A 25,275-nucleotide genomic window follows, 5' to 3' on the forward strand; every position below is an offset into this window, starting at 1 on the left:
GCCTGTGGACCGTGGTTGCGGCAGATGACGCGGGATGACGCAGGATGACGCGACATTCGGACGGGGGTTGATTTCCGCAGCTCAGAGCGTCATCGTGTGATCACCGGTGATCGGGAGGCGCCGTGACCACCAAGCTTGCACAGGCCCGCGGCGAGCGGGACTGGACCAAGACTCGGCTCGTCCACGCGCTCCGTACCGCGGCGCGCAATCGCGGCAGGACCCTGCCGCAGGACGCGAGCCTGCTCCGCCGAATCGCAGTCTGGGAGAACCAGGGCGGCGCGGTCAGCGACTTCTACATCGAGCTGCTGTGCGAGGTCTACGGCAAGTCCGCGCTCGAGCTCGGCCTGGTCACCTTCGAGGAGCCGCCCAGCGCGCTGCGCGTCCTCGACTCGGCCACGGACGTGCTGCCCGACGCTGGGGAGCAGGAGCTGCCCTACGTCATGCTCGACGCTGGCCACCTCGCCCGATGGCGCGGCCACTGCCTCGCCCGCCTCGGCGAGGCCAGCGCGATTGAAGAGCTCGCCGCCGCTTTGCTCGCCATGGGCGAGGGACACTACGGACGCGCCGAAGTCAGCCTCCGCGTCGACCTCGCCCTCGCCTTCCGCGCCCGCGGCGATATCAACGAGGCACACCTGCACGCGCGTCGAGCCAGCGAGCTCGCCGGCCGCACCGGCTCGAAGCGCCAGCGGCGGCGGATCAAGGACCTACTCGTTGCCTGACTTCCGCCCACTCAGCGCCAGGACGTGGAGCAGCCCCACCAGCGAACCCGAGTTCACGATCCGTCCCTGCGCGATGAGCTCCGGGACGTCCGCCAGCGGCAGCCACTGAAACTTCCCCTCGTTCAGCTCCGTCGGGTCGGCTACCAGCTCAGCTCCACGGGCGAGGAACACATGGTGGGCGTTGCGGACCATGCCGATCATCGGCTCAAAGGTCACCAAATGCTCGATCGCGCGGACCCGGTAGCCCGTCTCCTCCAGCACCTCGCGAGCCGCCGTCGTCGCAGGCTCCTCGTTCACGTCGAGCAGCCCGCCCGGCAGCTCCCAATTCCACACGTCCGGCACGAAGCGGTGCCGCCACGACATCAGCACGTGCTCGCCGGGGTCGTCGAGGACGACGGTCATCGCCGCAGGCGGAAGGCTGAGGGTGTGGTGTTCAAAGCGCTCGCCGGATGGCAGCTCTACGTCGGTGAGTTTCACTGTGACCCAGTCGCTCTCGTAGACAGGTCGCTCGTCGTGCACGATCCAGCGGCCGTCGTCCTGTGCTGCGGTCACCCACGCACCGTAGCGAGTGGTCGATCTCGTGCGTGGGAAGAGCGGGGCTATCCGCCAACGCCGTCACTAGGGGCAACGGCTGAGTGGGGGTCGACCGGGCGTGCGCGACCGCAGGGCCAGCCCGGAATTGCTAACTCGGAGACCGTCCATCGCAGTCGCTGTTACCCAGTCCACGGCGATGCGACGAAGGTGAGCAGTGGCTCCGGCTCGCCTGTAATCCGGACGTCCATCTCGTAGTCTCCGATCTCTCCCTCATCGCCTCCTGCTCGGCGGACGGCGGCGGCGAGGATGCTATGCAACGCGGCCGGACTAGCCGGGTTGGCGGCCGTCGAGAACGTCGAAACGTCCTGCCCTCGATGGCGAACGGTCAGGGTGAGCAACTTGGCCTCGGCAGTCACCGGCGGAGAGATCGCCATTGGCGGAGGAGAGATCGCCACTGGCGACGACGGTGGTTCGACCGCCACCGGCGCGAGAGGCGTGAGCTCCTCCCCGGGTCCGACGACGTGGAGAGGACTGCGGCCGTGCCGTGCAAGCGTTCCCCACTCGGTCAGCAGGACGAGCGAGCGCTTCGCCGTCGCGAGCGAAACACCGTGCTGCTTCACGAGATCCGGTGCGGAGGGTGCCGGATCGCCCGGCGCGAGCTTCCCGTCCGCGACCTCCCGGGCCACAGCCGCGGCGACGACCTGGTACGGATAGCGAGGTTCGGCTCTGATCCGTTCGGCGTCGTCCATCTCGGCGGGGCGCTGCGGCATCCCGGCTCCGAGCCCCTTGGCCGCCCGCTGATCCGCCTCCGAGACCCACGCGGTGTACGCCTTGAGCGTCGTCGTCCCACCGCCACCGTGCCCGAGACGTCCGGCGACCGTCCGCGGGTCGACGCCGCCGGCGATCAGCTCGGTCGCCGAGTAGTGCCGGAGCTTGTGGATGGTCGTCTCGATGCCGAGCCGGGAGACCATGCGGTCGTAGCGCTGCGTCACGCTGTCCGGCGTCAGGAACGTGGAGCCGTCCGGTGCGCCGGAGAACAGGTAGCCGTCCGCGCGGTAGTTCAGCCCGAGAGCGGCGGCCCGGGCCCGGCACCGCTCCATCTGGCCCCGCAACACGGCGACCGTCTCGGTGTCCGGTGCGATCCGCCGCTGCTGGTGTGTCTTGAGGTCGGCTTCGGTCCAGCCCGCGCCCGGCTCACGTCGAATCGCCCGACGGAGCCAAAGCGTCTCCCGGCCCTCGTCGAGGTCCACCGCGGACACCCGCACTGCGCACATTTCGCCGCGGCGAATTCCGGTCGTCATTGCCGTCCAGACGAGAGCGCCCCAATCGGGATCCCGCCAGGACTCGTCCACGATCCGGGCGGCCTCGGCCGCGGTTGGTGGCCGCGGATTCGGCCCCGGCGGAGGCGGTGGCTCGGCATGGACCATCGGGTTAGCAGCCAGCCACCGCCAGCGGATTGCCCGCTTGTAGGCGCCGGAGAGGATGAAATGGATGTGCCGGACCGTCGTCGGCGCGAGCGGCTTGCACTGGTGCGGGGTGCAGCGCTCGTCGCAGTCGTGCGCCGCACTGACACGGTGGTCGATTGTTCGCCGACCCGCGCAGCGGGTCCGACAGCGAAGGAGCTCGCCGTAGAAGGAGTCGAGCGTCTCGGCGTCGAAGCTGGCCGACCCGCAGGTGCCCGAGCACGGGCGAGATGTGGTTGCGCACGTGGGTGCGGTACAGATCCAAGGTGGTTGGCGAGCCGGAGAACTGATCGAGGTAGCGCTCGAGGAGTTGGTCGACGGTCGCGCTCGTACGAGGGTTGCGCTTGGCAGCGACCTCTGCCAACAGCCGGTTCTTCACGTCCTCGGCCTCGCGCCACGCCCTCGGCCCGGCGGGGACGGCCTCGCGCAGGTAGTGGCGCCGGCCCGTGACGGGGTCGATCCCGGCATACACGGAGACGCGCAGCGACCCGTTGGCGCGGGTCTCGACGGACCCGCGAGCGCGGCTGTCGCCAGCGCCGGAACGTCGCGGCATGGGAGCAGGATAAGCGAGGTTTCGCACCCCGAGTGATCCCCCGCGGCTGCCCTGACCCCGGTGTCCGATACCATAACCGCTGGTCAGACGTGGAGCGGGCGACGGGAATCGAACCCGCGTAGCCAGTTTGGAAGACTGGGGCTCTACCATTGAGCTACGCCCGCGTGCCCCCGGATTCCTCCGCGGGCCCGGCAAGGATAGCCGATCAGCGGCCGACCCCCGGCAGGCTCCCCACCGCGTCGCGCCAGGCGTCCGCCACGTCGGCCGTCGGGAGACCGAGTTGGGCCAGGAGGGCGAGGCAGCGGCCCGAGCCTCCCATCAGCGCACGACGGGGGTGTCGCCCTGCACGCCGTGCAGGGCGACACCCCCGTCGCCCCGCGACGTCCCCGCCGTCGAACATCCACAGCCCGATCGGCTCGCCGGCCGCGTCGTCCGCCTCGGTGGTCACGACGCCGTGGATCGACGCGTGGTGCAGCCGAAGGTCGACGGCGTCGCGGCGGTGCACGTAGGCCTCGCCGGTCAGCGTCGGCGGCGCGTAGTCGCCGACCTCGCTGATCAGGGCGCCCCGTTGGCGGTCACCGCGACGACCTCGCCGAGGCCTCAAAACGTCCTCGGAGGCGAACAACGGCGCCGGGCTGTCGTAGTCGACACAGCGGTCCCGACCGGGTGGCCTAGACTCCTTCGCGACGGGGTGTGGCGCAGCTTGGTAGCGCACTCGCTTTGGGAGCGAGGGGCCGTGGGTTCAAATCCCGCCACCCCGACCACGTCGGGCCGGGTGTGGTCGTTCCGGGCGCACCCGGCCGGTCATACCCGGTCGAGGTTCATGACCTTGTCCCACGCCGCCACGAAGTCCCGCACGAGCTTCTCCCCCGCGTCGTCGGCGGCGTAGACCTCCGCGAGCGCGCGCAGCTCCGAGTTCGCGCCGAACACGAGGTCGACGCGGCTCGCGGTCCACCGGGTCTTTCCGGTGGCGCGGTCGCGGCCCTCGAAGACCTGCCCCGAGCGCGTCGGAGTCCACTCCGTACCCATGTCGAGGAGGTTCACGAAGAAGTCCGTGGTCAACGCCCCGGGCCGCGCCGTCAGCACGCCCAGCGGTGACCGCCCGATGTTGGCGTTCAACACCCGCAGCCCTCCCACCAGGACGGTCATCTCGGGCGCGCTGAGGGTCAGCAGGTGGGCGCGGTCGACCAGCTGGTGCTCCGGCGCGATCAGGTCCGCCCTGCCGACGTAGTTGCGGAAGCCGTCCGCGGCGGGCTCCAGAGCGGCGAACGACCCGACGTCGGTCTGCTCCTGCGAGGCGTCCGTGCGGCCCGGCGTGAACGGGACCTCGACCGCGTACCCGGCCCGCTGGGCGGCCCGTTCCACGGCCGCACACCCGCCGAGCACGATCAGGTCGGCCAGGGAGATTCGTGTGCCGTCGCTCCGCGAGCGGTGGAACGACTCCCGGATCGCCTCCAGCGCGCCCAGCACGACGTCGAGGCCGTCGGGCTCGTTGACCTCCCACCGGCGTTGCGGCTCGAGGCGGATCCGCGCCCCGTTCGCCCCGCCGCGGCGGTCGCTCACGCGGAAGGTCGACGCGGACGCCCAGGCGGTGACGACGAGCTGGGCCGGCGACAGCCCCGAGTCCAGGAGCTCCTGCTTGAGGCGGGCGACGTCCTCGGGGCCGACGAGCCCGTGGTCGACGTCCGGGAGCGGGTCCTGCCAGATCAGGGTCTCGGCGGGGACCAGCGGCCCGCGGTAGCCCCGGACCGGACCCATGTCGAGGTGCGTGAGCTTGAACCAGGCCCGCGCGAACGCCGCCGCCAGCAGGTCCGGGTCGTCCCGGAACCGCCGTGAGATCGGCGCGTACCCCGGGTCGAAGCGCAGCGCGAGGTCCGTCGTGAGGAACGTCGGGGTGTGGGTCCTCGAAGGGTCGTGGGCGTCGGGGACGGTGCCGGCCCCGGCGCCGCCCGACGGGATCCACTGCCACGCACCGGCCGGACTCAGGACCGCGTCCCACTCGTAGTCGTACAGGTTCGTGAGGAAGCTGCCGTCCCACCTCGTCGGGGTGGGTGTCCAGGTGCCCTCGAGGCCGCTGGTGATCGCGTCCGCGCCCGTGCCGCTGCCGAAGCTGCTCCGCCAGCCGAGGCCCTGCTCCTCCAGCGGGGCGGCCTCGGGTTCGGGGCCGAGATGGTCCTGCCGGGCCGCGCCGTGCGTCTTGCCGAACGTGTGGCCGCCGACGATCAACGCGACGGTCTCCTCGTCGTCGAACCCCATGCGCCGGAAGGTCTCCCGCATGTCGCGCGCCGCGAGGAGCGGGTCCGGGACGCGGTGCGGGCCCTCCGGGTCGACGTAGATCAGGCCCATCTCGGAGGCGGCCAGCGGGCTCTGCAGCTCGCGGACGTGGGTGTGGCGGCCGTCGGTCAGCCAGGTGCGCTCGGGGCCCCAGTAGACGTCGCCGTCGGACTCCCAGACGTCCGCCCGGCCGCCGCCGAAGCCGAGGGTCGTGAAGCCCATCGACTCCAGGGCCACGTTCCCGGCGAAGATCGTGAGGTCGGCCCAGGACAGCTTGCGGCCGTACTTCCGCTTCACCGGCCACAGCAGCCGGCGCGCCTTGTCCAGGCTCTTGTTGTCCGGCCAGCTGTTCAGCGGGGCGAAGCGCAGCATGCCGCTGCGGGCGCCGCCGCGGCCGTCCTGGATGCGGTAGGTGCCGGCCGCGTGCCACGCCATGCGGACCATGAGCGGGCCGTAGTGGCCGTGGTCGGCGGGCCACCAGTCCTGCGACGTGGTCAGGACCTCCTCGATGTCGCGGCGCACGGCATCCAGGTCCAGGGTCTCGAACTCGGCGGCGTAGTCGAACCCCTCGCCCATCGGATCGGCTTCGGCCGGGTTCTTGGCGAGGATTCCCAGGTTCAGCCGGTCCGGCCACCACGTGCGGTTGGTCCCGCCCCGCGTCGGGTGCGGCGCGCTGCCGCCCTTCTGCTTCTTCCGCTTGACGACGATGTCGTAGGTGAGCGACACGGGAATCCCTCGAGACGTGATCAGGACGGGGGCGCGGCGCAGCGGCCCGGCCCGGGCCCCGGGAACCGACCTCTGCATGTGCTCGGCATGACTACCCAGCATGCGCCCGGCTCCTGCGGCGAACAAGTGGTCGACCGCGGTTCCGGACGCGGCCGTCCGTTCGTCCGCCGGACCCCGCCGTTCGTGCCCGGATCGGGCCCGGCTTGCGGGCAGGTCCGTGCCCCGGCCAGCATCGCGGGGTGGTCGACGCGCAGGAGCTGGGACGGGCGCTGCTCGGCGACCCGGCGACGGGCTGGAGCATGGGCCCGCCGGGGGCCATCGCGGAGTTCGCGCGAGACCCGGACGAGGTGGCCGACGGCGACGGGAGCGCGGTCGTCACGGCCCGCGGCGGGATCCGGCTCGAGCCGCCGCCCACGGCCCTCCCGGTCGCCTACGAGACCCCGGCGGGGCCGGGCCTGCACTGGACCCAGGCCGTCGCGTTCTGCCTGCCGCACGCCGAGGCACGGCGTGCGGGCCGGACGACGGTCACGCAGCTGGGACCCGACGCCGACGCCCTGCGCGCCGACGACCGCGGGGCCGTGCTCGTCGACCTCGGGCTCGGCACCCCGACCGTCGACGCCTGCGTCCGCACCGACGACCCCGAGCTGCTGGCCCTGGTCGGCGCGCACGCCGGGCAGCCGCTGTTCGCCACGTCCCTGGGCGCGGAGCTGGTCGCCCGCAGCCCGCACCGCGTGTTCCTGACGGCCGTCGGCCGGGTCGAGGTGTACGCCCCGATCCCCGGACCGGACGGGCGCTCGCCACTCGGCCCGCACACCCACCTGCTCCCACACCTGATCGGCAGCGGGCCCGCGCCGACCGTGCCGATCCGGGCGGGGCACGTGGCCGTCGCGCACGCCTATCCCGCGCACCCGGCGGCCGACCATCTCGGCCGGCCGCACCCGTTCGACACGGACCGCCTCGCCGGGTTCGACGCCCTGCTCGACGTCGCCGGCGACCCGTTGCTGCGGGCACTCAAGGAGTCCGTGCGGGACGCGGTGCGCGCCGGGCGGGTGCCCGTCGACCTGCCGGAGGATCCGGTGGGGCGCGCGGTCGTGGCCGTCACGCTGCGGCAGCTCGCCCGCACGGACGGCCCGACGCCGGACGACTGGCTGCCGCACCGCGACCTGCCCGCGGAGCTGCTCGACCCCGCGGGCGACCCGAACGCGGGCTAGGTCAGGCGGCCTCGCCGGCCCGGTCGTCCCAGAACCACTGGGCCGTCATGGGATCCCGGCAGTCGGGGCAGCCGATGTCGAAGCCCTCGGACTCCTCGGCGGGCAGTTCGGCGTAGGAGCCGCAGGCGGCGCAGCTCCACCAGAGGGTGTCGCTCATGGTGCCGAGGGTAATCACATCCCTGTAGTCCGCAAGCCCCGGCGCGCCACGCCCTCCGCCGCCTGCGCGGTCGCTTCAGACGACCACGGGGCTCCGGGGGATCACCAGACCGCGCGGTTCCAGTTCCTCCGTCGTCATCCCGGGTGTCGGACCGGTCCGCCCGGCGGACAGCTCGGCGACGACCGGCGCGATCAGGGTCTCCGTGTAGTGCTCGTACGCGGCCCTGGACTCCCAGACCTCGAGGACCTCGAAGCCGTCGGACGACGGCAGGCCGACGTGGACCAGGAGTCCGTCGACCACTCCCCCGGTCCGCCGCACCACCTCGGCGTGAACGGCGTCGTACAGCTCGACGGGTGCGGAGACACGGGTCCGGATGGCGATGCTCATGCCGACCTCCTCGGTCGCACAGCTGATCGGAAGGACTGCCGAGAATAGTCAGAGAGACTGACCAAGTCCAGCGAACCACCGGAGGCGCACGTGGCCGTGCGGAGCGTCCCGGCGTCCACACCGCTGCGACGCTCCGACAGCACGACCGCGGAGACCTACGCCACGGGCCGACCGCTGCCCGCTCCGGTCCGTCGCGGCGGGCCGGTCCTCTGCGCTGGTCAGCCGCTTCCGGGCGCACGGCGCGGGGCACGCCCGGCCCGTCCGAACACCGGCCGACAGTCACGTGACGTCGCGTAACGCCGCGGATGAACCAGCCGAGTCATCTCCCGGGGCGCGCCGCCGGTTCGATCTTCGGATCGGGCGCGGGCGTGCACGCCGACCCCGCGGCCGGGAGAACCCCTCCCTCACCGGCCGCCGGTCCACGCCGGTGGTGCCCGCCGGCGTGGACCACCCAGTTTCTCGATCTCGGCTAGATCTCGGCTAGATCTCGTCGACGAGCTCGGCGATGGACCCGATCACGCGCGTCGGCCGGTACGGGTAGCGGTCGACGGCCGCGGCCCGCATGATCCCGGACAGCACGAGCACCGTCCGCATCCCGGCCTCCATGCCGGCCACCACGTCCGTGTCCATCCGGTCGCCGATCATGACCGTGGTCTCGGAGTGCGCCTCGAGCCGGTTGAGCGCCGCGCGCATCATCAGCGGGTTCGGCTTGCCCACGAAGTAGGGGTCGACGCCGGTCGCGCGGGTGATCAGCGCGGCGACCGAGCCCGTGGCGGGCAGGCTGCCCTCGTTCGACGGGCCGGTCGGGTCGGGGTTGGTCGCCACGAACCGGGCGCCGCGCTCGACGAGCCGGATCGCCGTCGTCACCGCCTCGAAGCTGTAGGTCCGCGTCTCCCCCAGCACGACGTAGTCCGGGTCCGACTCGGTGAGCACGTACCCGATCTCGTGCAGGGCGGTCGTCAGGCCGGCCTCGCCGACCACGTAGGCCGACCCGCCGGGCCGCTGGTTGTCGAGGAACGCCGCGGTGGCCAGCGCGGAGGTCCAGATGGCCTCGACCGGCACCTCGATCCCCGTGTTGCGCAGCCGGAACTGCAGGTCCCGCGGCGTGTAGATCGAGTTGTTGGTGAGGACCAGGAACGGGGTGCCCGTCTCGCGGAGGCGGTTCACGAACGCGTCCGCACCGGGGATGATGCTCCCCTCATGGACGAGCACGCCGTCCATGTCGGTCATCCAGGCCTCGACCGGTTTGCTGTCCGCCACGGACACGAGCCTAGTCGCGGGAACGTTCGTGCCGGTCTGCCCGTTGTCGGTGTGCACAACCCGCCTACAAGGAGATCCCGTGGACCTCGTGACCATCGTCCTGCTGCTCGCCGTGGTGGCGGGCGTCGTGTGGCTGGTCCGCAACCGCAACGCCGGCCAGGCCCGCGAGCTCGAGGACGCCAAGGCCGACGCCCGCCGCTGGGTCGAGCGCCTCGGCGGCCAGGTGCTCAACCTCGTCGGCACGAACGAGGCGGCCAAGCAGGCCCTCGCCGACGCGTCCGAGCGCTACAACGCGGCCGGCTCCCAGCTGGACCAGGCCCGCACGACCGCCCAGGCCCGGGGCGTCACCGAGACCGCCTACGAGGGCCTCTACTACGTCCGCGCGGCGCGCACCGCGATGGATCTCGACCCCGGCCCCGAGCTGCCGCCGCTGCCCGGCCAGGCGCGTGCGGGCGCGGTCACCGAGGAGCGCGAGGTCGACGTCGAGGGCCAGCACTACAGCGCCTCGCCGAACCCCTCGGAGCGCAACGCGCACTACTACCCCGGCGGCAACGTCGCGGGCCGGCCGGTGCCCGCCGGCTGGTACAGCCAGCCCTGGTGGAAGCCGGCCCTGGTCGCCGGCGCCTGGGGCGTCGGCTCGGCCCTGCTGTTCAGCGCGATGTTCTCCGGCATGGCAGGCAGCGCCTACGCCGACGGCTACTCGGACGGGATGGCCGCGGACATGGCCGCGGGCGGCGACGGTTCGGGCGATGCCGGCGACATGGGCGGAGACGCCGGGGGCGACTTCGGCGGGGACATGGGTGGCGACTTCGGCGGTGGAGGTTTCGACTTCTGATCACCGGGATAACTCCCCTTTGACAGAACGTCGGCCGGCTCGACCGGCCCTGCGACACTGACCGGCCCGGAGCGCTACGTCCCGGGCCGGTCGTGCATTTCCGGATCGGTTCCGGGCCCTTCTCCCGTATCTCCCGCGCCCGCCGTGCCCTCTCCTGCGTGTCGACGACAGGAGGTCCTGATGGTCGCCCCGACGACACAGAGCACGACCCAGAGCACGACCCAGAGCACGACCCAGAGCACGACCCCGGGCACGTCACCGGCCCCGGTGGCCGACCCCGCCGCCCGGCTGTCCCGCCTGGCCGACGGCTACATCGTCACCGCCGCGCTGCACGTCGCGGCCGAGCTGGGAGTGGCCGACGTGCTGGCCCGCGGGGCCTGCGACGCCACGCGGCTGGCCGCGGAGGTCGGCGCCCGGCCCGGGCCGCTGCGCCGGGTCCTGCGCCTGCTGGTCGCGGAGGGCGTGCTCGCCGAGTTCCCCGACGGGACGTTCTCGCTGACCCCCAGCGGCCGGTTGCTGCGGTCCGACGTCCCGGGCTCGCTGCGCGGCGCGGTCCGCGCCCGCGGCGGCCTGTACGCGACCGCCGCGCCGGCGCTGCCCGACGCGGTCCGCGACGGCGGGGTGGCCTTCGAGCGGGCCCGGGGGAAGCCGTTCTTCGACCACATCGCGGACCGCCCGGCCGAGCTGGCCGCGTTCCAGGCCTCGCAGCAGGACCGGTCGGCCCGCGAGGCGGCCGACGTCGTCGCCGCCTACGACTTCGGCCGGTTCCGCAGGCTGGTCGACGTCGGCGGCAGCACCGGGGTGCTGCTGTCCGCCGTCCTCACCGCCACGCCCGCGCTGTCGGGCGTGCTGTTCGACAGGCCCGAGGTGGTGGCCGACGCCCGCGTGCCCGAGGGGACCGAGGTCGTCGAGGGCGACTTCTTCACCGGTGTCCCGGCCGGCGGCGACGCCTACCTGCTCTCCCGGATCCTCCACGACTGGGACGACGCCGACGCGCGCCGCATCCTGACCCGCTGCCGGGAGGCGATGGGGCCGGACGCGACACTGCTGGTGGTCGACGCGATGCTGCCGGAGCGGGCCGCGGACGGGCCGGCGGTGATCCGCATGGACACGACGATGCTGCTCCTCGCCACCGGGTGCGAGCGGACCGCGCGGGAGTTCGGGGAGCTCTTCGCCTCGGCCGGGTTCGCGCTGCGCCGGATCGTGCCGACGCCGTCGCCCGTGGGGCTGGTCGTGCTCGAGGCGACCCCCGCCTGACCCGGCCCGCTCACCTCGTGAGTGCGGATAGTCGCCATAGCGACCATCCGCACTCACAGGGGTCCTGGCAGGTCGGGCACCAGAAGAGGTTCCGGGCCAGGTGGGTGGCGCGGGCGATCGGCGTGCCGCACACCAGGCAGGGCTGCCCGGCGCGGCGGTAGGTGTAGACGACGCTCGCGCAGACCGATCCCCGGTCGGGCGGCGCCAGCAAGGCCGGGTCGTGCTCGGGCCGCAGGGTCTCGATCCGGCCGCGCCGCTCGCCGTCGCGCAGCATCGCGGTGAGGTCCGCCCACAGCTCCTCCCAGCGTTCCCGGCCCAGCTCGCGGCCGGGCAGCTGCGGCGGGAGGCGGCAGCGGAAGAGCGCCTCGGCGCGGAAGACGTTGCCGACGCCGGCGATCACGCTCTGGTCCATCAGGAGCGTGGCCAGCGGGGCGCGGGAGCGGGAGACACGGGCCCAGGCCTCGTCGGGATCGGCGTCCGCACGTAGCGGGTCGGCCCCGAGCCGGGAGCGCAGCGCCTTCACCTCCACGTCCGTCAGCAGCTCGCACGCCGACGGGCCACTGAGGTCGGCGTAGTGGGTGCGCCCGACCATCCGCATCCGGATCTGCCCGCGGGGCGGCGGGACGGGGACCCGTCGGTTCGGGAAGCGGCCCCACAGCCCGAGGTGGACGTGCACGACGAGGTCGGGGCCGTAGTGCTGGAACAGGTGCTTGCCGTGGGCGTCCGTGGACTCGAGAACCCGCCCGTCGACGAGCTCGGCGTCGGCGGCGAAGCGGCCCTGCGGGCTGCTCACCGCGACCGGCGCCCCGCCGAACCGGCGCTGCTGCAACCGCGCCATGCGGTGCACGGTGTGGCCTTCGGGCATGTCCCCGACCCTGCCCCGCCCGGCCCGATCCCGCGCGTCGACCGGCCGTCATCCCAGTTCAACGGGGGTCGTGAGCGCCGACTGCCCCTCTAGGGGCAGTCGGCACTCACGGGGTGGCCTGGCAGGTGGGGCACCAGAAGAGGTTGCGGGCGGCGTGGGTGGAGGTGCGGACCTCGGTGCCGCAGACCAGGCAGGGCATCCCGGCGCGGCGGTAGACGTACACCTCGCCACCGTGCCGGTCCTTCCGCGCCGCCTGCCCCTTGCGCCGCGGGTCGTGCTCGGGCCGGACGGTGTCGATCCGGCCGCGGCGCACGCCGTCCCGCATCAGGCCGACGAGGTCCGGGGCCATCGCGTCCCAGGTGCCGCGGTCGAGCGCCCGCCCGGGGATCTGCGGGTCCAGCCCGTGCCGGAAGAGCAGCTCGGCGCGGTAGACGTTGCCGACGCCGGCGAGCACCTTCTGGTCCATCAGCAGGGTCGCGAGCGGGGAGGCGGACCGCGAGATCCGCTCCCACACCCGTTCCGCGTCGAAGTCCCGGCGCAGCGGATCCGGGCCGAGCCGCTCGCGGATCGCCCTCACCTCGGCGCGGGTGAGCAGCTCGCACGCCGTGGGGCCGCGCAGGTCGGCGAAGTGCGTCTCACCGACGTACCGCAGGCGCAGCTGGCCGCGCGGCTCCGGCGCGGGCAGCTCGCCGTCGTCGAACGTCCCGTACAGGCCGAGGTGCACGTGCACCACCAGGTCCGGACCGAAGCGGTGGAACAGGTGCTTGCCGTGCGCCTCGGCACGGGTCAGCACCTGGCCGTCGAGCAGCGCGGCGGAGTCGGCGAACCGGCCCTGCGGGCTGCTGACCGCCACCGGCCGCCTCGCGAACAGCGCCTGGTGGCGCCGCGCCAGCCGGTGCAGCGTGTGCCCCTCGGGCATCAGGCCTGCTCGGCGCTCGCGCCCGTCTGCTCGTAGGCGGCGACCTGGTCGATGCGGCGCTGGTGCCGCTCGCCCTGCGAGAACGGGGTGGCGAGGAAGGCGTCGACGATCGCGAGCGCCTCCTCCTCGCTGTGCTGGCGGGCCCCGATCCCGACGACCTGGGCGTCGTTGTGCTCGCGGGCGAGCTTCGCGGTCTCGGTGTTCCAGGCCAGGGCGGCCCGGATGCCCTTCACCTTGTTCGCCGCGATCTGCTCGCCGTTGCCCGAGCCGCCGATCACGACCCCGAGGCTGCCGGGGTCGCCGGCGACCCGGCGGGCGGTGTCGATGCAGAAGGCCGGGTAGTCGTCGTCCGGGTCGTAGGTCAGGGCGCCGACGTCGACGACGTCGTGGCCCGCACCCTGGAGGTGCTCGGAGAGCCGGGCCTTCAGCTCGAAGCCGGCGTGGTCGCTGCCGAGGTAGACGCGCACGGCGAGAATCCTGCCTCATGAACGAGATCGCCGGGGTGGACGGGGTGCCCGGGGGCTGGGTCGTGGTGGTGCTGCGCGGGCGCGCACCCCGGTGGACGGTGCGCTGGGCCGTGGTCGCGAGCGCCGCCGAGGCGGTCGGGCTGACCGCGGGGTGTGCGGCCGTCGGGGTCGACATCCCGCTCGCGCTGCCGGTCGACGGCACGCCCCGGGAGTGCGACGCGCTGTGCGCCGCCCGGCTCGGCCGCGCGCGGTCCTCGGTGTTCCCGGCGCCGCCGCGGGAGGTCCTGCTCGAGCCGACGCACGAGGCGGCCGTGCGCCGCGCGCAGGAGCTGACCGGGCGCGGGATCAGCATCCAGACCTACAACATCCGCCGGCAGATCCTGTCCTGGGACGCGGTGCACCCGCTGCCGGCCAACGTGATCGAGGTGCACCCCGAGCTGGCGGTCCGCGGGCTGGCGCCCGGGACGGAGTTCGCGTCGAAGAAGACGGCCCGGGGAGCGGGCCAGCGCATCGCGGCGCTGACCCGCTGGGTGGACCCGGCCCGGGCGCTGGCCGACCTCCCCGAGGGCGCCCGGCTCGACGACTGTCTCGACGCCCTGGCGGCCACCTGGTCCGCCGCCCGCTGGGCCGCCGGCACCGCCGACGTCCTGGGTGGCGGGACCGGCGCCCGGGGCCGGGTCATGCGGGTGGCGGTCTGACCCGCGAGTCGGCGGTCTCGACCGACCGAGCTGCACATCCCGGGTCAGGCGGGGACCTTGTCGAGGAAGCCCACCACCAGGGCGATCCGGCCGTCGGGGGCGAGGGTCACGGCGTCGGCGCCGATCACCGGCGGCTCGCCCGCGCCGTCCGGGCCCAGCCCCCACCGGAACCGGACGACGTCGTGGTGGGCGTCGGCCTCCCCCACCGGCCCGAACACGAAGCCGGGGAACTGGGTGTGCACGCCGCCGATCAGCGCGGTGATGGCCTCGTGCCCGGTGACGTCGGCGAGCGGGTCGACGTAGCGGGCGTCCTCGGTGAACACCTCGGCGACGGCCTCGGCGCGGGCGTCGGCGTCGGCGGTGTTCCAGGCGGTCAGGTAGCGGTCCACGATGTCCGTCACGGTGTTCGTCATGGCACCGAGCCTGCTGCCCGCGGCGCCGCCGGTCGACGACGTCGGAGGTAATGCGCTGCGGCGGTAGGGTCCGGGCCGTGGCTGCGGCGGGGATCGTGCTGGCCGGCGGGCGCTCGTCGCGGATGGGCCGGTCGAAGGCGTGGCTGGACTGGGACGGGACCACGCTGCTGGACCGCGTGTGCGGGATCATCGGCGCGGTCGTCGACGGGCCGGTGGTCGTGGTGCGCGCGCCCGGCCAGGAGCTGCCCCCGCTGCCGGAGGGCGTCGAAACCGCCGAGGACCCCGTCGAGGGGCGCGGGCCGCTGCAGGGGATCGCGGTCGGCCTGGCGGCCGTCGTGACACGGGCGGAGGTCGCGTTCGTGGCCTCGGTCGACCTGCCCTTCCTGCACGAGGCCTACGTGCGGCGGGTGCTGGGCCTGCTCGGGGAGCACGCCGTGCTGCTGCCGGTCGCGCACGGGCACCACCAGCCGCTCGCCGCGGCGTACCGGACCGCGTTGGCGCCCGTCGTCGCGGAGCTGATCGCGGAGGGCCGCAGCCGGCCGCCGGACCTGTTCGCGGCCGTCGACGTGCACCGCGCGGACGAGGCGGAGCTGCTGGCCGACCCCGCGCTGCGCGAGCGCGACCCGGAGCTGCGGGCCCTGGTGAACGTCAACACGCCCGAGGAGTACGCCTCCGCGAAGGCGCAGCCGCGGTGACCTGGATCGAGCTGGCGGACGGGGTCCTGGCCCGCCGGCACGCCGAGCTCGACCTCACCACCGGCCTGGTCCTCGGCGCCGAGCGTGCGCTGGTGATCGACACCAGGGGCGACCGGGAGCAGGGCGCCGAGCTGGCCGCCGCGGTGCGTGCCGTGACGGCGCTGCCGGTGACGGTCGTGCTCACCCACGCCCACTTCGACCACTGCTTCGGCACGACCGCGTTCCTGCCGGCCCCGGTCCTCGCGCACCCGGGCTGCCGCCACGCGCTCGAGCGCACTGCCGCCGGGCAGCGCGAGCGCTGGGTCACGCACTACCGCAGTGAGGGCCACGAGTCGACGGCCGCGGCGCTGGAGGCGACCGAGCCGGTGCCGCCGGACCCCGCACCGGCGTCGGTCGACCTCTGCGGGCGCGAGGTCGTGCTGCTCGCGCCCGGGCCCGGGCACACCGACCACGACCTCGCGGTCCACGTGCCCGACGTGGGCGTGCTGTTCGCCGGCGACCTGCTGGAGTCCGGCGCGCCTCCGGACTACGAGGACGCCCACCCGCTCGCCTGGGCCGACGCCGTCGCCGCGCTGCTCGCCCTCGACGCCGGCACGTACGTCCCGGGACACGGCCACCCGATGACCCCCGCCCAGGCCCGGGCCCAGCACGGCGAGCTGGCGGCGGTGGCCGCGCTCGCCCGCGCCGTCGCGGTCGGGGAGCTCGACGAGGCCGAGGCGGAGGCGCGCTCGCCCCACCCCGGCGTCCCCTGGGCCTAGGGTCATGGCACGTGAGCTTTTCGCAGGAGTTGCGCGAGTCCGGCCGGGAGACCTGGGAGGCCGCGGTCGGCCACCGGTTCGTCGAGGAGCTGTGGGCCGGGACCGTCGCGCCCGACGTGCTGCGCCGCTACCTCGTGCAGGACTTCCAGTTCTGCGACGCCTTCCTGGCCCTGATGGGCGCCGCCGTCGCCACCTGCGACGATCCTGCCGCGCGGGTGGTGCACGCCCGCCAGGTCGGGCTGGTCGCCGGCGACGAGCACGACTACTTCCACCGCTCGTTCGACCTCCTCGGCGTCCCCGACACCGACCGGACGGCGCCGGAGCGGGCGGCCCCGACGCAGGGCTTCATCGACCTCATGGACGCCACGCGGGCGGACGCGAGCTACCCCGAGATCGTCACAGTGCTCGTCGTGGCGGAATGGCTCTACCTCGACTGGGCATCCCGCCCCCGTGGACCGCTGCCGACCGACCCGATCGCCCGCGGCTGGATCGACCTGCACCGCGGCCCCGAGTTCGAGGCCTGGGTCGCGTTCCTGCGCGCCGAGCTGGACCGCGCCGCGCCGCAGGCCCGGGACCCGCGCCGCCTGGCCCGGTTCTTCGCCGAGGCCGTGGACCTCGAGCTCGCCTTCTTCGAGGCCGCCTACCCGGGCTGAGTCCCGCGGAGGTGGGTCCGGACGTGAGCAGGGCCCCGCCCGCACGCTATCCGCCCGTAACAATCGGCCCCTAGCGTCACCCGCATGAGTGGCGCCGGGAAACCCCTTCTCGGGGTCGAGGAGGAGTTCCACGTCGTGGACCTCGAGACGCGGCGTGCCGCGCCCGAGGCCGACACCCTCCTGCCGCAGCTGGACGGGGCAGAGTTCGCGCGGGAGCTGCAGCGCTCGCTGGTCGAGACGAACACGCCGGTCTGCGAGACGCTCGACGACCTGGGCGCCCACCTGCGCCGGCTGCGGACGAAGCTGGAGAGCGTCGCCGAGCCGCACGGGCTGGGGATCGTCGCGGCCGGCACCGTCCCGCTCGTCGACCTGACCGGCGACGACATCTCCGCCGGGGCCCGCTACGAGAAGATGCAGCACGAGTACCAGATGCTCGTGCGGGAGCAGCACATCTGCGGCGCACAGGTGCACGTCGACGTGCCGGACCGCGACACCGCGGTGCAGGTCGTCCGGCGCGTGGCCCCCTACCTGCACATCCTGCTCGCCCTGTCGGCCAGCTCGCCGTACTGGCGCGGGAACGACACCGGCTACGCGAGCTACCGCAGCATGGTCTGGTCGCGCTGGCCGACCTCCGGCCCGCCGGCGATGGTCGAGACCGCCGCGGAGTACGACGCGATGGTCCAGGAGCTGATCGCGTCGGGCACGATCAGCGACCCCGGAATGCTCTACTTCGACATCCGGCCGAGCGCGCACGTGCCGACCGTCGAGCTGCGGGTGTGCGACGCCTGCACCGAGGTCGACGACGTCGTCCTCATCGCCGGGCTGTTCCGCGCCCTGGTGTGCAAGGCCCGCGAGGACCTGGACAAGGGCCTCCCGCTGCCGACGAGCCGGCAGGAGCTCCTGCGCTCGGCGAACTGGCGGGCGGCGCGCTCGGGGCTCGAGGGCGACCTCGTCGACCTGGTCGGTCCGTCGCTGGTCTCGCCCCCGCTGCTGGTCGGGCAGCTCGTCGACATGCTGCGGCCGCAGCTCGAGGAGCTGGGCGACTGGGAGCAGGTCCTCGCGCTGTCGCAGGCCACCCTGGAGCGCGGCAGCGCCGCCGCCCGGCAACGCCGGATGTTCGGTCGCCGCGGCCGGCTGACGGACGTCGTCGACGCCCTCGTCGCCAACACCCAGGGCCGGCTGCTCTCGATCGAGCCCCCGGTCGAGGTGCCGCTCGCCCGCGAGCTGCTCGCCGACTACCGGCCGGGCGGGTTCGACGAGGCGGTCAGCAACGGCGGCACCGTCCTGCCGCAGTACGGCTGGATGTTCCGGGCGCTGGAGCGCCTCGGGCGCCGCGGGATGGTCGCCGCGGAGTCCGCGCTCGAGACCGAGCAGCGGGCGCGCGGGGTGACGTTCGGCCCCGAGGACGGCACCGCGAAGGGCCGGCTCTTCCCGCTGGACCTGGTGCCGCGGATCGTGAGCGCCGAGGACTGGCACGTCCTCGAGGAGGGGCTCGCGCAGCGGGTCCGGGCGCTGGAGCTGTTCGTCCGGGACGTCTACGGCGAGCGCCGCATCCTGCTCGACGGCGTCGTCCCCGCGGCGGTCGTCGACGGCGCGCCCGGCCGCAACCGCGAGGGCGAGATCGTGCCCGGCGACGTCGTGCGGATCGCCGTGGCCGGGATCGACCTGGTCCGCGACGCACCGGACCGCTGGCTCGTGCTCGAGGACAACCTGCGCGTCCCGTCCGGAATCGGCTACTCGATCATGAGCCGGCGACTGGTCCGCAGCGTGATGAGCGACCTGGAGCCGCCCACCGGCGTCGTCGGGCTCGAGGACGTGCCCGGACGGCTGCGGGCCGCGCTGCTCTCGGCGACCGACTCGGGCAGCCCGGGGGCCGACGAGGTGGCGCTGCTGTCGTCGGGCCCGTCCGACTCGGCCTTCTTCGAGCACAGGCTGCTCGCCGATCGCATGGGTGTGCCGGTGGTGACGCCGCGGGACCTGCAGGTCACCGACGACGGCGTCTACCTGGTGACGACGGGCGGGAAACGGCGGCTCTCCGCGCTCTACCGCCGGATGGACGAGAAGGACCTGATGAACGCCCGCGGCGCCGACATGCGGCCGATCGGGCGGGCGCTGGCGAGCGCGGTGTCCCGGGGCCGGGTCGCGCTGCTCAACGCGCTGGGCAACGGCGTGGCCGACGACAAGCTCGTCTACGCCTACGTCCCCGACATGATCACCTACTACCTCGACGAGTCCCCGCTGCTGGACATCGTCCCGACCTACCCCTGCGTCGACGACGAGCGGCGCGCGGAGGTGCTCGACCGGCTCGACGAGCTCGTGCTCAAGCCCGTCGACGGCTACGGCGGCAGCGGGATCGTGATCGGCCCGCACGCCGAGCGCTCGGAGCTCACCGAGGTGGAGAAGCTGATCCGGGCCGAGCCGGCCGGGTGGGTGGCCCAGGACATGGTGTCGCTGTCCACCCACCCGACCTTCTCGGGGAACCGGCTGGAGCCGCGGGCGGTCGACCTGCGGGCCTTCGTGTTCCAGAGCCAGTACGGGGGCCGGGCGCACCTCGACGTCGTCCCGGCGGCGCTGTCGCGGGTCGCGCCGTCCGGCAGCCTGATCGTCAACTCGTCCCGGGGCGGCGGCGCCAAGGACACCTGGATCCTGCGGTAGTCGGCAGTAGGAGGTAGCCACATGTGCGGTATCGCCGGTGAGATGCGGTTCGACGGCAGCTCGGCCGACCCGGCCGTCGTCGCCCGGATCGTCAAGGCGATGGAGCGCCGCGGCCCGGACGGGACCGGGGTGCACGCGGCGGGCCCGGTGGCGCTGGGTCACCGGCGTCTGAAGATCATCGACCTGTCCGAGCGGGGCGCCCAGCCGATGGTCGACTCCGCGCTCGGGCTCGCCGTGGTGTTCAACGGCTGCATCTACAACTACAAGGACCTGCGCCGCGAGCTCGAGGCGGCCGGCTACGCGTTCTTCTCCGACTCCGACACCGAGACGGTGCTCAAGGCGTACGCGCACTGGGGCCCGGAGTGCGTGGAGCACTTCTACGGGATGTTCGCGTTCGCGGTGGCCGAGCGGGACAGCGGCCGGCTCGTCCTGGGCCGCGACCGGCTGGGGATCAAGCCGCTGTACCTGACCGAAGGGGCGGGCGTCCTGCGGTTCGCCTCGTCCCTGCCCGCACTGCTGGAGGCCGGCGGGGTCGACACCTCGATCGACCCGGTGGCGCTGCACCACTACATGACGTTCCACTCGGTGGTCCCGGCGCCCCGGACGATCCTCGCCGGCGTCGGCAAGCTGCCGCCGGCCACCGTCCGCGTCTACGAGCCCGACGGCCGCCACACCGACCGCGTGTACTGGAGACCGGTCCACGAGCGCCGCCCCGAGCTGGGGATCACGGACTGGAAGGAGGCCGTGCTCGACGGCCTGCGCACGGCCGTGCGCCGCCGGATGGTCGCCGACGTGCCGGTCGGCGTGCTGCTCTCGGGCGGGCTGGACTCGTCGCTGATCGTGGCGCTGCTGGCGCAGGAGGGGCAGACGGGGCTGAAGACCTTCTCCGTCGGCTTCCACGCCGCGGGCGGCGAGAAGGGCGACGAGTTCGAGTTCTCGGACATCGTGGCCAAGGAGTTCGAGACCGACCACCAGCAGATCCTGGTGGACCCGGCGCGGATGCTCCCGGCCGTCGACGAGGCGATCACGGCGATGGCCGAGCCGATGGTCAGCCACGACTGCGTGGCCTTCTACCTGCTGTCCGAACAGGTGTCGAAGTCCGTCACCGTGGTGCAGTCCGGCCAGGGCGCCGACGAGGTGTTCGCCGGCTACGACTGGTACCCGCCGCTGCGCGACACCCCCAGGGACCAGGCCGTCGAGGCCTACCAGGCGGTGTTCACCGACCGCCCGCACAGTGAGCTGGCCGACATCCTCGAGCCCGAATGGCTGCTCGACCACGACCCCAGCCGGGCCTTCATCGCCGAGCACTTCGGAATGCCGGGTGCCGACGGGACGTTGGACGCCGCACTGAGGCTGGACAGCACGATCATGCTCGTGGACGATCCGGTCAAGCGCGTCGACAACATGACGATGGCCTGGGGTCTCGAGGCACGCGTGCCGTTCCTGGACCACGAGCTCGTCGAGCTCGCGGCGGCGTGCCCACCAGAACTGAAGCTCGCGCTCGGCGGCAAGGGCATCCTCAAGGAGGCGGCCCGCGGCGTCGTCCCGGACGAGGTGATCGACCGGCCCAAGGGGTATTTCCCGGTGCCCGCCATCCGTCACCTGGAGGGACCGTTCCTCGAGCGGGTGCGCGACGCCGTGACCGACCCGGTGGCCAAGGCGCGGGGCCTTGTCCGGGGCGACTGGCTCGACCGTATGCTCGCGGATCCGAACACCCAGCGCACCAAGCTGGGGTCGAACGCGTTGTGGCAGGTAGCGCTGCTGGAGATGTGGTTACAGGAGAGGGGGATCTAGCTCATGAACGGTGTCAACGTGGATACCTTCACCGACCGGCGCCGCGCGCAGTTGGCCGGTGAGCTGGACGAGCACCTCTTCACCCCCTCCTACCGCTCCGCGCTGCCCTCCCCGGACGGCACCCTGCTGGCCTGGGTCTCCGACCGGGACGGGCGGCCGCGCGCCTACGTCGGCCCCATGCCGGCGGGCGAGCGGCCCGCCGTGCAGCCCGCCGCGCCGCTGGACACCGAGGTGGACCCGGTCGTGGCCTGCGACGTCAAGGCCCTCAGCTGGTGTCCCGACGGTTCCTTCGTCGCCTGCGAGGTCGCCCCCGGCGGCGGGGAGCGGACCCGGGTCCTGCTGCTCTCCCCCGACGGCACCGAGCGGCGCGAGATCGCCGCCGGCTCCTCCGCCGTCACGCTCGGCGCCTGGTCCCCCACCGGCCGCCAGCTCGGCGTCACCATCTACTCGGACCGCGCCTCCGGTGGCGACGGGTCCGGCACTGCCTGCCTCGTCGACGTCCGGGACGGCTCCTCGATCGTCCTCGGCTCCGGGCCGGCCGCCGTCGTGTGCGCGGTCAGCCGCGACGGCCGTCGGGCCGTCCTGCGCACCGGGCGCCGCGGCGCCCGCACCCTCGAGCTCATCGACCTGTGGACCGGCCGGCGCACCGACCTGCTCCCCGGGCACGACGCCACCGTGGCCGACGGGCGCTTCGGCGTCACCGGCGCGGTGCTCTACCTGCACACGGACGCCGGTCGGGACCACCCGGCGCTGCTCGCGTGCTCCATCGGCGACGACGCGTCCGGCGGGGAGGTCTCCCTCGCGTGGGAGGTCGCCTGCAGAGGACACGACGACCTCGACCAGGTCGCCCTCGACCCGGCCGGCGCCCGCGCCGCGCTCGTCTGGAACGTCGACGGCCGCTCGGAGCTCGAGCTCGTCGACCTGCGCACCGGCCTCACCGACCCGGTGCCCGACCACCCCGGCGACGTGGTGACGGGACTGGCGTTCACCCGCGACGGCCAGGCGCTGCTCGTCGGCAGCGAGGGGCCCGCGGTGGCGCCGCACATCGCCCGGATCGCGCTCGACGTCCCCCTCGCCGAGCCCACCCCGCTGCTCCCCGACACCTTCGACGCGCTCGAGCAGCTCGTCGACCCCACGCTGCACGAGTTCCGCGCCGAGGACGGGCTCACGCTCACCGGGTGGCTGTTCCGGCCGCGCGGCGGGTTCGGCGCCGCGCCGACCCTGGTGTGGCTGCACGGCGGGCCGGAGGCGCAGGAACGCCCGGTCTTCCAGCCGCTGTTCCAGGCGCTGGTCGCGTCGGGGGTGCAGGTCTTCGCGCCCAACGTCCGCGGCTCGGCCGGGTTCGGGCGCGTGTTCTCGCAGGCGGACGACCTGGACCGCCGCTTCACCGCCATCACGGACGTGCGGGCGGCGGTCGGCTTCCTCACGTCGTCGGGCCTCGCCGACCCGGACCGCGTCGGGGTGTCCGGGCGCTCCTACGGCGGCTACCTCACCCTCGTCGCGCTCGCGTGGTTCCCCGAGCTGTTCGCCGTGGGCGTCGACGTGTGCGGCATGTCCGACCTGCAGACCTTCTACTCCGACACCGAGCCGTGGATCGCCGCCGCCGCGACCACCAAGTACGGCGACCCGGAGCGGGACCGCGAGATGCTGCGCGCGCTGTCCCCCATCCACAGCGCCGACCGGATCAGTGCCCCGCTGATGGTGGTGCACGGGGCGTACGACACCAACGTCCCGCTGGGCGAGGCCGAGCGGATCGTCGAGGCGCTGCGGGCCCGCGGCGCGGCCCCCCACTTCCTCCTGTTCGACGACGAGGGCCACGAGACCCACGCCGTCGCCAACCGCGCCGAGTTCACCGCCGAGGTGGTGCGGTGGGTGACGGGCCACCTCACGGAGCCGGCCTCCCGGACCGCGTGACTGGCGCGTCCATGGGCCGGGACACGCTCAGGCGCGGGAGAAGGACTGGATGAGCTGGTTGCCGTCGCTGCCCGTGCCGACCCGGAAGGTGTAGGGCTCGCTGCTGGTGGAGCCGTCGTTGCGGGTGAAGACGATCGTGCCCGAGACCTGGCCCTGCCCGATGGAGCGGGCGTTCTGGATCTCGACCTCGCTCATGCCGCCGTAGAAGTTCCGGAAGCCGTCGAGACCGCCCGAGGCCGCCTGCGCCTGCGAGCCGAGCAGCGCGAAGGCGGCGTCGGGGTTGTCGGGCAGGAGGCTGTAGTAGCGCTGTACGAAGGACACCGCGTCGGTGTCCGAGGCCGCGCTGCTCGACGGCGTGGGCGACGGGGTGGTCGTGCGCGGGGTCGTCGTGGGCGGAGTGGTCCTCGTCGCCGACGGGGTGGTCGTCGGCGCGGCCACGGGAGGCGCGGTCGCCCCGCCGCTCGAGCCGTCGTCGGCCGAGCGGATCGCGCCGATCGCGACGCCGACGCCCACCACGATCAGCACGAGAGCGGCGATGACGAACGGCAGCAGCCGCCGCCTGCGCGGCGGGCTCCCGGCCGGCGGCCGCTCCGATCCCGGCGGCACGACGACCGGCGGCGCCGGCATGTCCGTGAGCGTACGGGGGCCGGGCTTGGCGGGGGCCTGCTCCGGCGCCGGCAGCATGCGGGTGGTGACCGGCGCGGTGGTGGCCGGCCCCGCGGTCGAGGCGCTGCCCGAGATCGCCGTCAGCGCGTCCCGCGCCTGCGCGGCGGTGGGACGGTCCGTGGGCTCGTTGGACATCAGGCGCATGAGCAGCGCGGTGAGCGGACCCGCGTGCTCCGGCGGCCGGACCGCGCCGGTGGCGACCTTGTGGAGCAGGGCGTAGGCGTTGTCGTCGAGGCCGAAGGGCGGCTCGCCCTCGACCGCGGCGTAGAGCGTGGCGCCGAGGGCGAAGACGTCCGACGCCGAGGTCGGCTCCTGCCCGCGCGCCACCTCCGGCGCGAGGAAGGCCGGGGTGCCGGCGATCATGCCCGTGCGGGTGAGCTGGACGTCGTCGACCGCGCGCGAGACGCCGAAGTCGGTGATCTTGGCGCGGCCGTCCTCGGCGATCAGGACGTTGCCGGGCTTGATGTCGCGGTGCACCACGCCCGCGGCGTGCGCCGCCGCCAGCCCGTCGGCGACCTGACGACCGATCGCCGCGACCTCGCGCGGCTCCATCGGCCCCTTCTCCCCCAGCACCACCGCGAGCGACCGGGAGGGGAGGTACTCCATGACCAGCCACGGCCGGTCGTCGTGCACCACGACGTCGAACATGCTGATGACGTGCGCGTGCTGCAGCCGCGCCCCGATCCGGCCCTCGCGCAGCAGGCGCTGGCGGGACTCCTCGGCGGCGTCGGCCCCGTTGCCGCTGACCGGCGCGGCGGCCGCGATCAGCTCCTTGACGGCGACGGTCCGGTTCAGCAGTTCGTCGGTTCCCCGCCACACGGCGCCCATCGCCCCGACGCCGATGCGTTCCTCGAGCCGGTAGCGGTTCCCGATACGCGGGGCGTCGGGCTCGGACGGGGTCATGACCGTCAAGGGTAGGCACTCCGCGCGCGCGAGGCTGCGGGAGGTCGGGTCGGACGGCGCTCCCTCGCCAGGGTGACACGTGACGACGGGTGATCGTCCGGCGGGTCGCGCCGGGCCCCGTCGTGGGCCCCGGGGTCGCGGGGCGGGATGATCGACAGGCAGATCATCGCGGCAGGCCGAGCTTGCGGGCGCAGGCGGGCCAGGAGCCGTAGCCGCCGCGCTGGTCCCGGACCTTCTCGGCGATCTCGATCTGCTGCTCCTTGGTGGCCTGGTCGGCGCGCGGGGCGTAACGGGTGCCGCCGAAGTCGGACCAGGTCGCGGAGTCGAACTGGAGCCCGCCGTAGTAGCCGTTGCCGGTGTTGATGCCCCAGTTCCCGGAGGACTCGCAGGCCGCCAGGCTGTCCCAGGTGCCCGAGCTCGCCGGTGCGGGCTTCTCGGGCTCGGCGGGCTTCTCGGGCTCGGCCTGCTGCTCCTGCTCCGGCTTCTCGGGCTTCTCCGG

The 25,275-nt window shown here is 73.7% G+C and carries 23 protein-coding genes, 2 tRNA genes and 1 pseudogene; 12 read left to right on the forward strand and 14 right to left on the reverse strand.

What is annotated here, in order from left to right; translation table 11 throughout:
• Positions 1-122 precede the first annotated feature (122 nt).
• Positions 123-719: a hypothetical protein gene (locus AB0B41_RS01165; protein ID WP_358197547.1), complete on the forward strand. Its 597-nt coding sequence runs from the start codon at positions 123-125 to the stop codon at positions 717-719.
• Here AB0B41_RS01165 and AB0B41_RS01170 read toward each other — a convergent pair.
• The 4 genes from AB0B41_RS01170 to AB0B41_RS01185 all read right to left on the reverse strand — a co-directional run bounded on the left by AB0B41_RS01170 (position 705) and on the right by AB0B41_RS01185 (position 3,873).
• Positions 705-1,271: an NUDIX hydrolase gene (locus AB0B41_RS01170; RefSeq protein WP_358197549.1), complete on the reverse strand. Its 567-nt coding sequence runs from the start codon at positions 1,269-1,271 to the stop codon at positions 705-707. The two genes, AB0B41_RS01165 and AB0B41_RS01170, sit on opposite strands and share 15 nt — an antisense overlap.
• Before the next feature lie 161 nt (positions 1,272-1,432).
• Positions 1,433-2,680 (reverse strand): tyrosine-type recombinase/integrase, encoded by a 1,248-nt coding sequence (locus AB0B41_RS01175; protein ID WP_358197551.1) that lies wholly within the window; start codon positions 2,678-2,680, stop codon positions 1,433-1,435.
• Positions 2,681-3,359: 679 nt separating this feature from the next.
• Positions 3,360-3,433, reverse strand: a tRNA-Gly gene (locus AB0B41_RS01180).
• 41 nt (positions 3,434-3,474) lie between these two features.
• A complete protein-coding gene (locus AB0B41_RS01185; protein ID WP_358197554.1) occupies positions 3,475-3,873 on the reverse strand; it encodes a hypothetical protein in 399 nt (132 codons plus the stop codon).
• 83 nt (positions 3,874-3,956) lie between these two features.
• Between AB0B41_RS01185 and AB0B41_RS01190 the strand changes: the two genes are divergently transcribed.
• Positions 3,957-4,033 (forward strand) — tRNA-Pro (locus AB0B41_RS01190).
• Between the two features lie 40 nt (positions 4,034-4,073).
• Here the strand turns inward: AB0B41_RS01190 and katG are convergent.
• Positions 4,074-6,269 carry a catalase/peroxidase HPI gene (katG, locus tag AB0B41_RS01195; protein WP_358197556.1) on the reverse strand — a complete coding sequence of 732 codons (2,196 nt, stop codon included), beginning with the start codon at positions 6,267-6,269 and terminating at the stop codon, positions 4,074-4,076.
• 239 nt (positions 6,270-6,508) lie between these two features.
• Between katG and AB0B41_RS01200 the strand changes: the two genes are divergently transcribed.
• A complete protein-coding gene (locus AB0B41_RS01200; RefSeq protein ID WP_358197559.1) occupies positions 6,509-7,480 on the forward strand; it encodes a hypothetical protein in 972 nt (323 codons plus the stop codon).
• Between the two features lies 1 nt (position 7,481).
• Here AB0B41_RS01200 and AB0B41_RS01205 read toward each other — a convergent pair whose 3' ends face one another.
• From AB0B41_RS01205 to AB0B41_RS01215, 3 genes are all read right to left on the reverse strand, one after another.
• Positions 7,482-7,637: a hypothetical protein gene (locus AB0B41_RS01205; RefSeq protein ID WP_358197561.1), complete on the reverse strand. Its 156-nt coding sequence runs from the start codon at positions 7,635-7,637 to the stop codon at positions 7,482-7,484.
• 75 nt (positions 7,638-7,712) lie between these two features.
• Positions 7,713-8,024 (reverse strand): hypothetical protein, encoded by a 312-nt coding sequence (locus AB0B41_RS01210; RefSeq protein ID WP_358197563.1) that lies wholly within the window; start codon positions 8,022-8,024, stop codon positions 7,713-7,715.
• A 480-nt stretch (positions 8,025-8,504) separates the two neighbouring features.
• On the reverse strand, positions 8,505-9,254 hold the full coding sequence (locus AB0B41_RS01215) for an HAD-IIA family hydrolase (protein WP_358197783.1): 750 nt from the start codon (positions 9,252-9,254) through the stop codon (positions 8,505-8,507).
• Positions 9,255-9,363: 109 nt separating this feature from the next.
• Here AB0B41_RS01215 and AB0B41_RS01220 point away from each other — a divergent pair, with 109 nt between their 5' ends.
• Together AB0B41_RS01220 and AB0B41_RS01225 are read left to right on the forward strand one after the other, a co-directional pair.
• A complete protein-coding gene (locus AB0B41_RS01220; RefSeq protein WP_358197565.1) occupies positions 9,364-10,119 on the forward strand; it encodes a hypothetical protein in 756 nt (251 codons plus the stop codon).
• Positions 10,120-10,299: 180 nt separating this feature from the next.
• Positions 10,300-11,376, forward strand: coding sequence for a methyltransferase (locus AB0B41_RS01225; RefSeq protein WP_358197567.1), 1,077 nt, complete (start codon positions 10,300-10,302; stop codon positions 11,374-11,376).
• A gap of 10 nt (positions 11,377-11,386) precedes the next feature.
• Here the strand turns inward: AB0B41_RS01225 and AB0B41_RS01230 are convergent, their stop codons facing one another.
• The 3 genes from AB0B41_RS01230 to AB0B41_RS01240 all read right to left on the reverse strand — a co-directional run bounded on the left by AB0B41_RS01230 (position 11,387) and on the right by AB0B41_RS01240 (position 13,627).
• A complete protein-coding gene (locus tag AB0B41_RS01230; protein ID WP_358197570.1) occupies positions 11,387-12,241 on the reverse strand; it encodes a zinc finger domain-containing protein in 855 nt (284 codons plus the stop codon).
• A gap of 106 nt (positions 12,242-12,347) precedes the next feature.
• Positions 12,348-13,160, reverse strand: coding sequence for a DNA-formamidopyrimidine glycosylase family protein (locus AB0B41_RS01235; protein ID WP_358197572.1), 813 nt, complete (start codon positions 13,158-13,160; stop codon positions 12,348-12,350).
• Entirely contained in the window at positions 13,160-13,627 is a 468-nt protein-coding gene (locus tag AB0B41_RS01240; RefSeq protein WP_358197574.1) for a ribose-5-phosphate isomerase, read from the reverse strand. The genes AB0B41_RS01235 and AB0B41_RS01240 overlap by 1 nt, the downstream gene beginning before the upstream one ends.
• Positions 13,628-13,644: 17 nt before the next feature.
• Here AB0B41_RS01240 and AB0B41_RS01245 point away from each other — a divergent pair, with 17 nt between their 5' ends.
• Positions 13,645-14,325, forward strand: coding sequence for a DUF429 domain-containing protein (locus AB0B41_RS01245; protein WP_358197576.1), 681 nt, complete (start codon positions 13,645-13,647; stop codon positions 14,323-14,325).
• Between the two features lie 44 nt (positions 14,326-14,369).
• Here AB0B41_RS01245 and AB0B41_RS01250 read toward each other — a convergent pair whose 3' ends face one another.
• Positions 14,370-14,738 (reverse strand): nuclear transport factor 2 family protein, encoded by a 369-nt coding sequence (locus AB0B41_RS01250; protein WP_358197579.1) that lies wholly within the window; start codon positions 14,736-14,738, stop codon positions 14,370-14,372.
• Between the two features lie 77 nt (positions 14,739-14,815).
• Here AB0B41_RS01250 and AB0B41_RS01255 point away from each other — a divergent pair, with 77 nt between their 5' ends.
• The 6 genes from AB0B41_RS01255 to AB0B41_RS01280 all read left to right on the forward strand — a co-directional run bounded on the left by AB0B41_RS01255 (position 14,816) and on the right by AB0B41_RS01280 (position 23,207).
• Positions 14,816-15,433 carry a molybdenum cofactor guanylyltransferase gene (locus AB0B41_RS01255; protein ID WP_358197581.1) on the forward strand — a complete coding sequence of 206 codons (618 nt, stop codon included), beginning with the start codon at positions 14,816-14,818 and terminating at the stop codon, positions 15,431-15,433.
• Positions 15,430-16,191 (forward strand): MBL fold metallo-hydrolase, encoded by a 762-nt coding sequence (locus AB0B41_RS01260; protein ID WP_358197583.1) that lies wholly within the window; start codon positions 15,430-15,432, stop codon positions 16,189-16,191. Before AB0B41_RS01255 ends, AB0B41_RS01260 begins: the two co-directional genes overlap by 4 nt.
• Before the next feature lie 11 nt (positions 16,192-16,202).
• Positions 16,203-16,844 (forward strand): TenA family protein, encoded by a 642-nt coding sequence (locus tag AB0B41_RS01265; RefSeq protein WP_358197586.1) that lies wholly within the window; start codon positions 16,203-16,205, stop codon positions 16,842-16,844.
• Between the two features lie 84 nt (positions 16,845-16,928).
• Positions 16,929-19,499 carry a carboxylate--amine ligase/circularly permuted type 2 ATP-grasp protein gene (locus tag AB0B41_RS01270; protein WP_358197588.1) on the forward strand — a complete coding sequence of 857 codons (2,571 nt, stop codon included), beginning with the start codon at positions 16,929-16,931 and terminating at the stop codon, positions 19,497-19,499.
• A 21-nt stretch (positions 19,500-19,520) separates the two neighbouring features.
• Positions 19,521-21,293, forward strand: coding sequence for an N-acetylglutaminylglutamine amidotransferase (locus AB0B41_RS01275; RefSeq protein WP_358197590.1), 1,773 nt, complete (start codon positions 19,521-19,523; stop codon positions 21,291-21,293).
• 3 nt (positions 21,294-21,296) lie between these two features.
• A complete protein-coding gene (locus tag AB0B41_RS01280; protein ID WP_358197592.1) occupies positions 21,297-23,207 on the forward strand; it encodes a prolyl oligopeptidase family serine peptidase in 1,911 nt (636 codons plus the stop codon).
• Between the two features lie 27 nt (positions 23,208-23,234).
• Here AB0B41_RS01280 and AB0B41_RS01285 read toward each other — a convergent pair whose 3' ends face one another.
• Positions 23,235-24,776 (reverse strand): protein kinase, encoded by a 1,542-nt coding sequence (locus AB0B41_RS01285; RefSeq protein WP_358197594.1) that lies wholly within the window; start codon positions 24,774-24,776, stop codon positions 23,235-23,237.
• A 163-nt stretch (positions 24,777-24,939) separates the two neighbouring features.
• Positions 24,940-25,182: pseudogene (locus AB0B41_RS01290) on the reverse strand (transglycosylase family protein); the annotation flags it as partial.
• Positions 25,183-25,275: the final 93 nt, after the last annotated feature.

The sequence above is a fragment of the Pseudonocardia sp. NPDC049154 genome, assembly GCF_040648315.1.
Taxonomy (GTDB): Bacteria; Actinomycetota; Actinomycetes; order Mycobacteriales; family Pseudonocardiaceae; genus Pseudonocardia.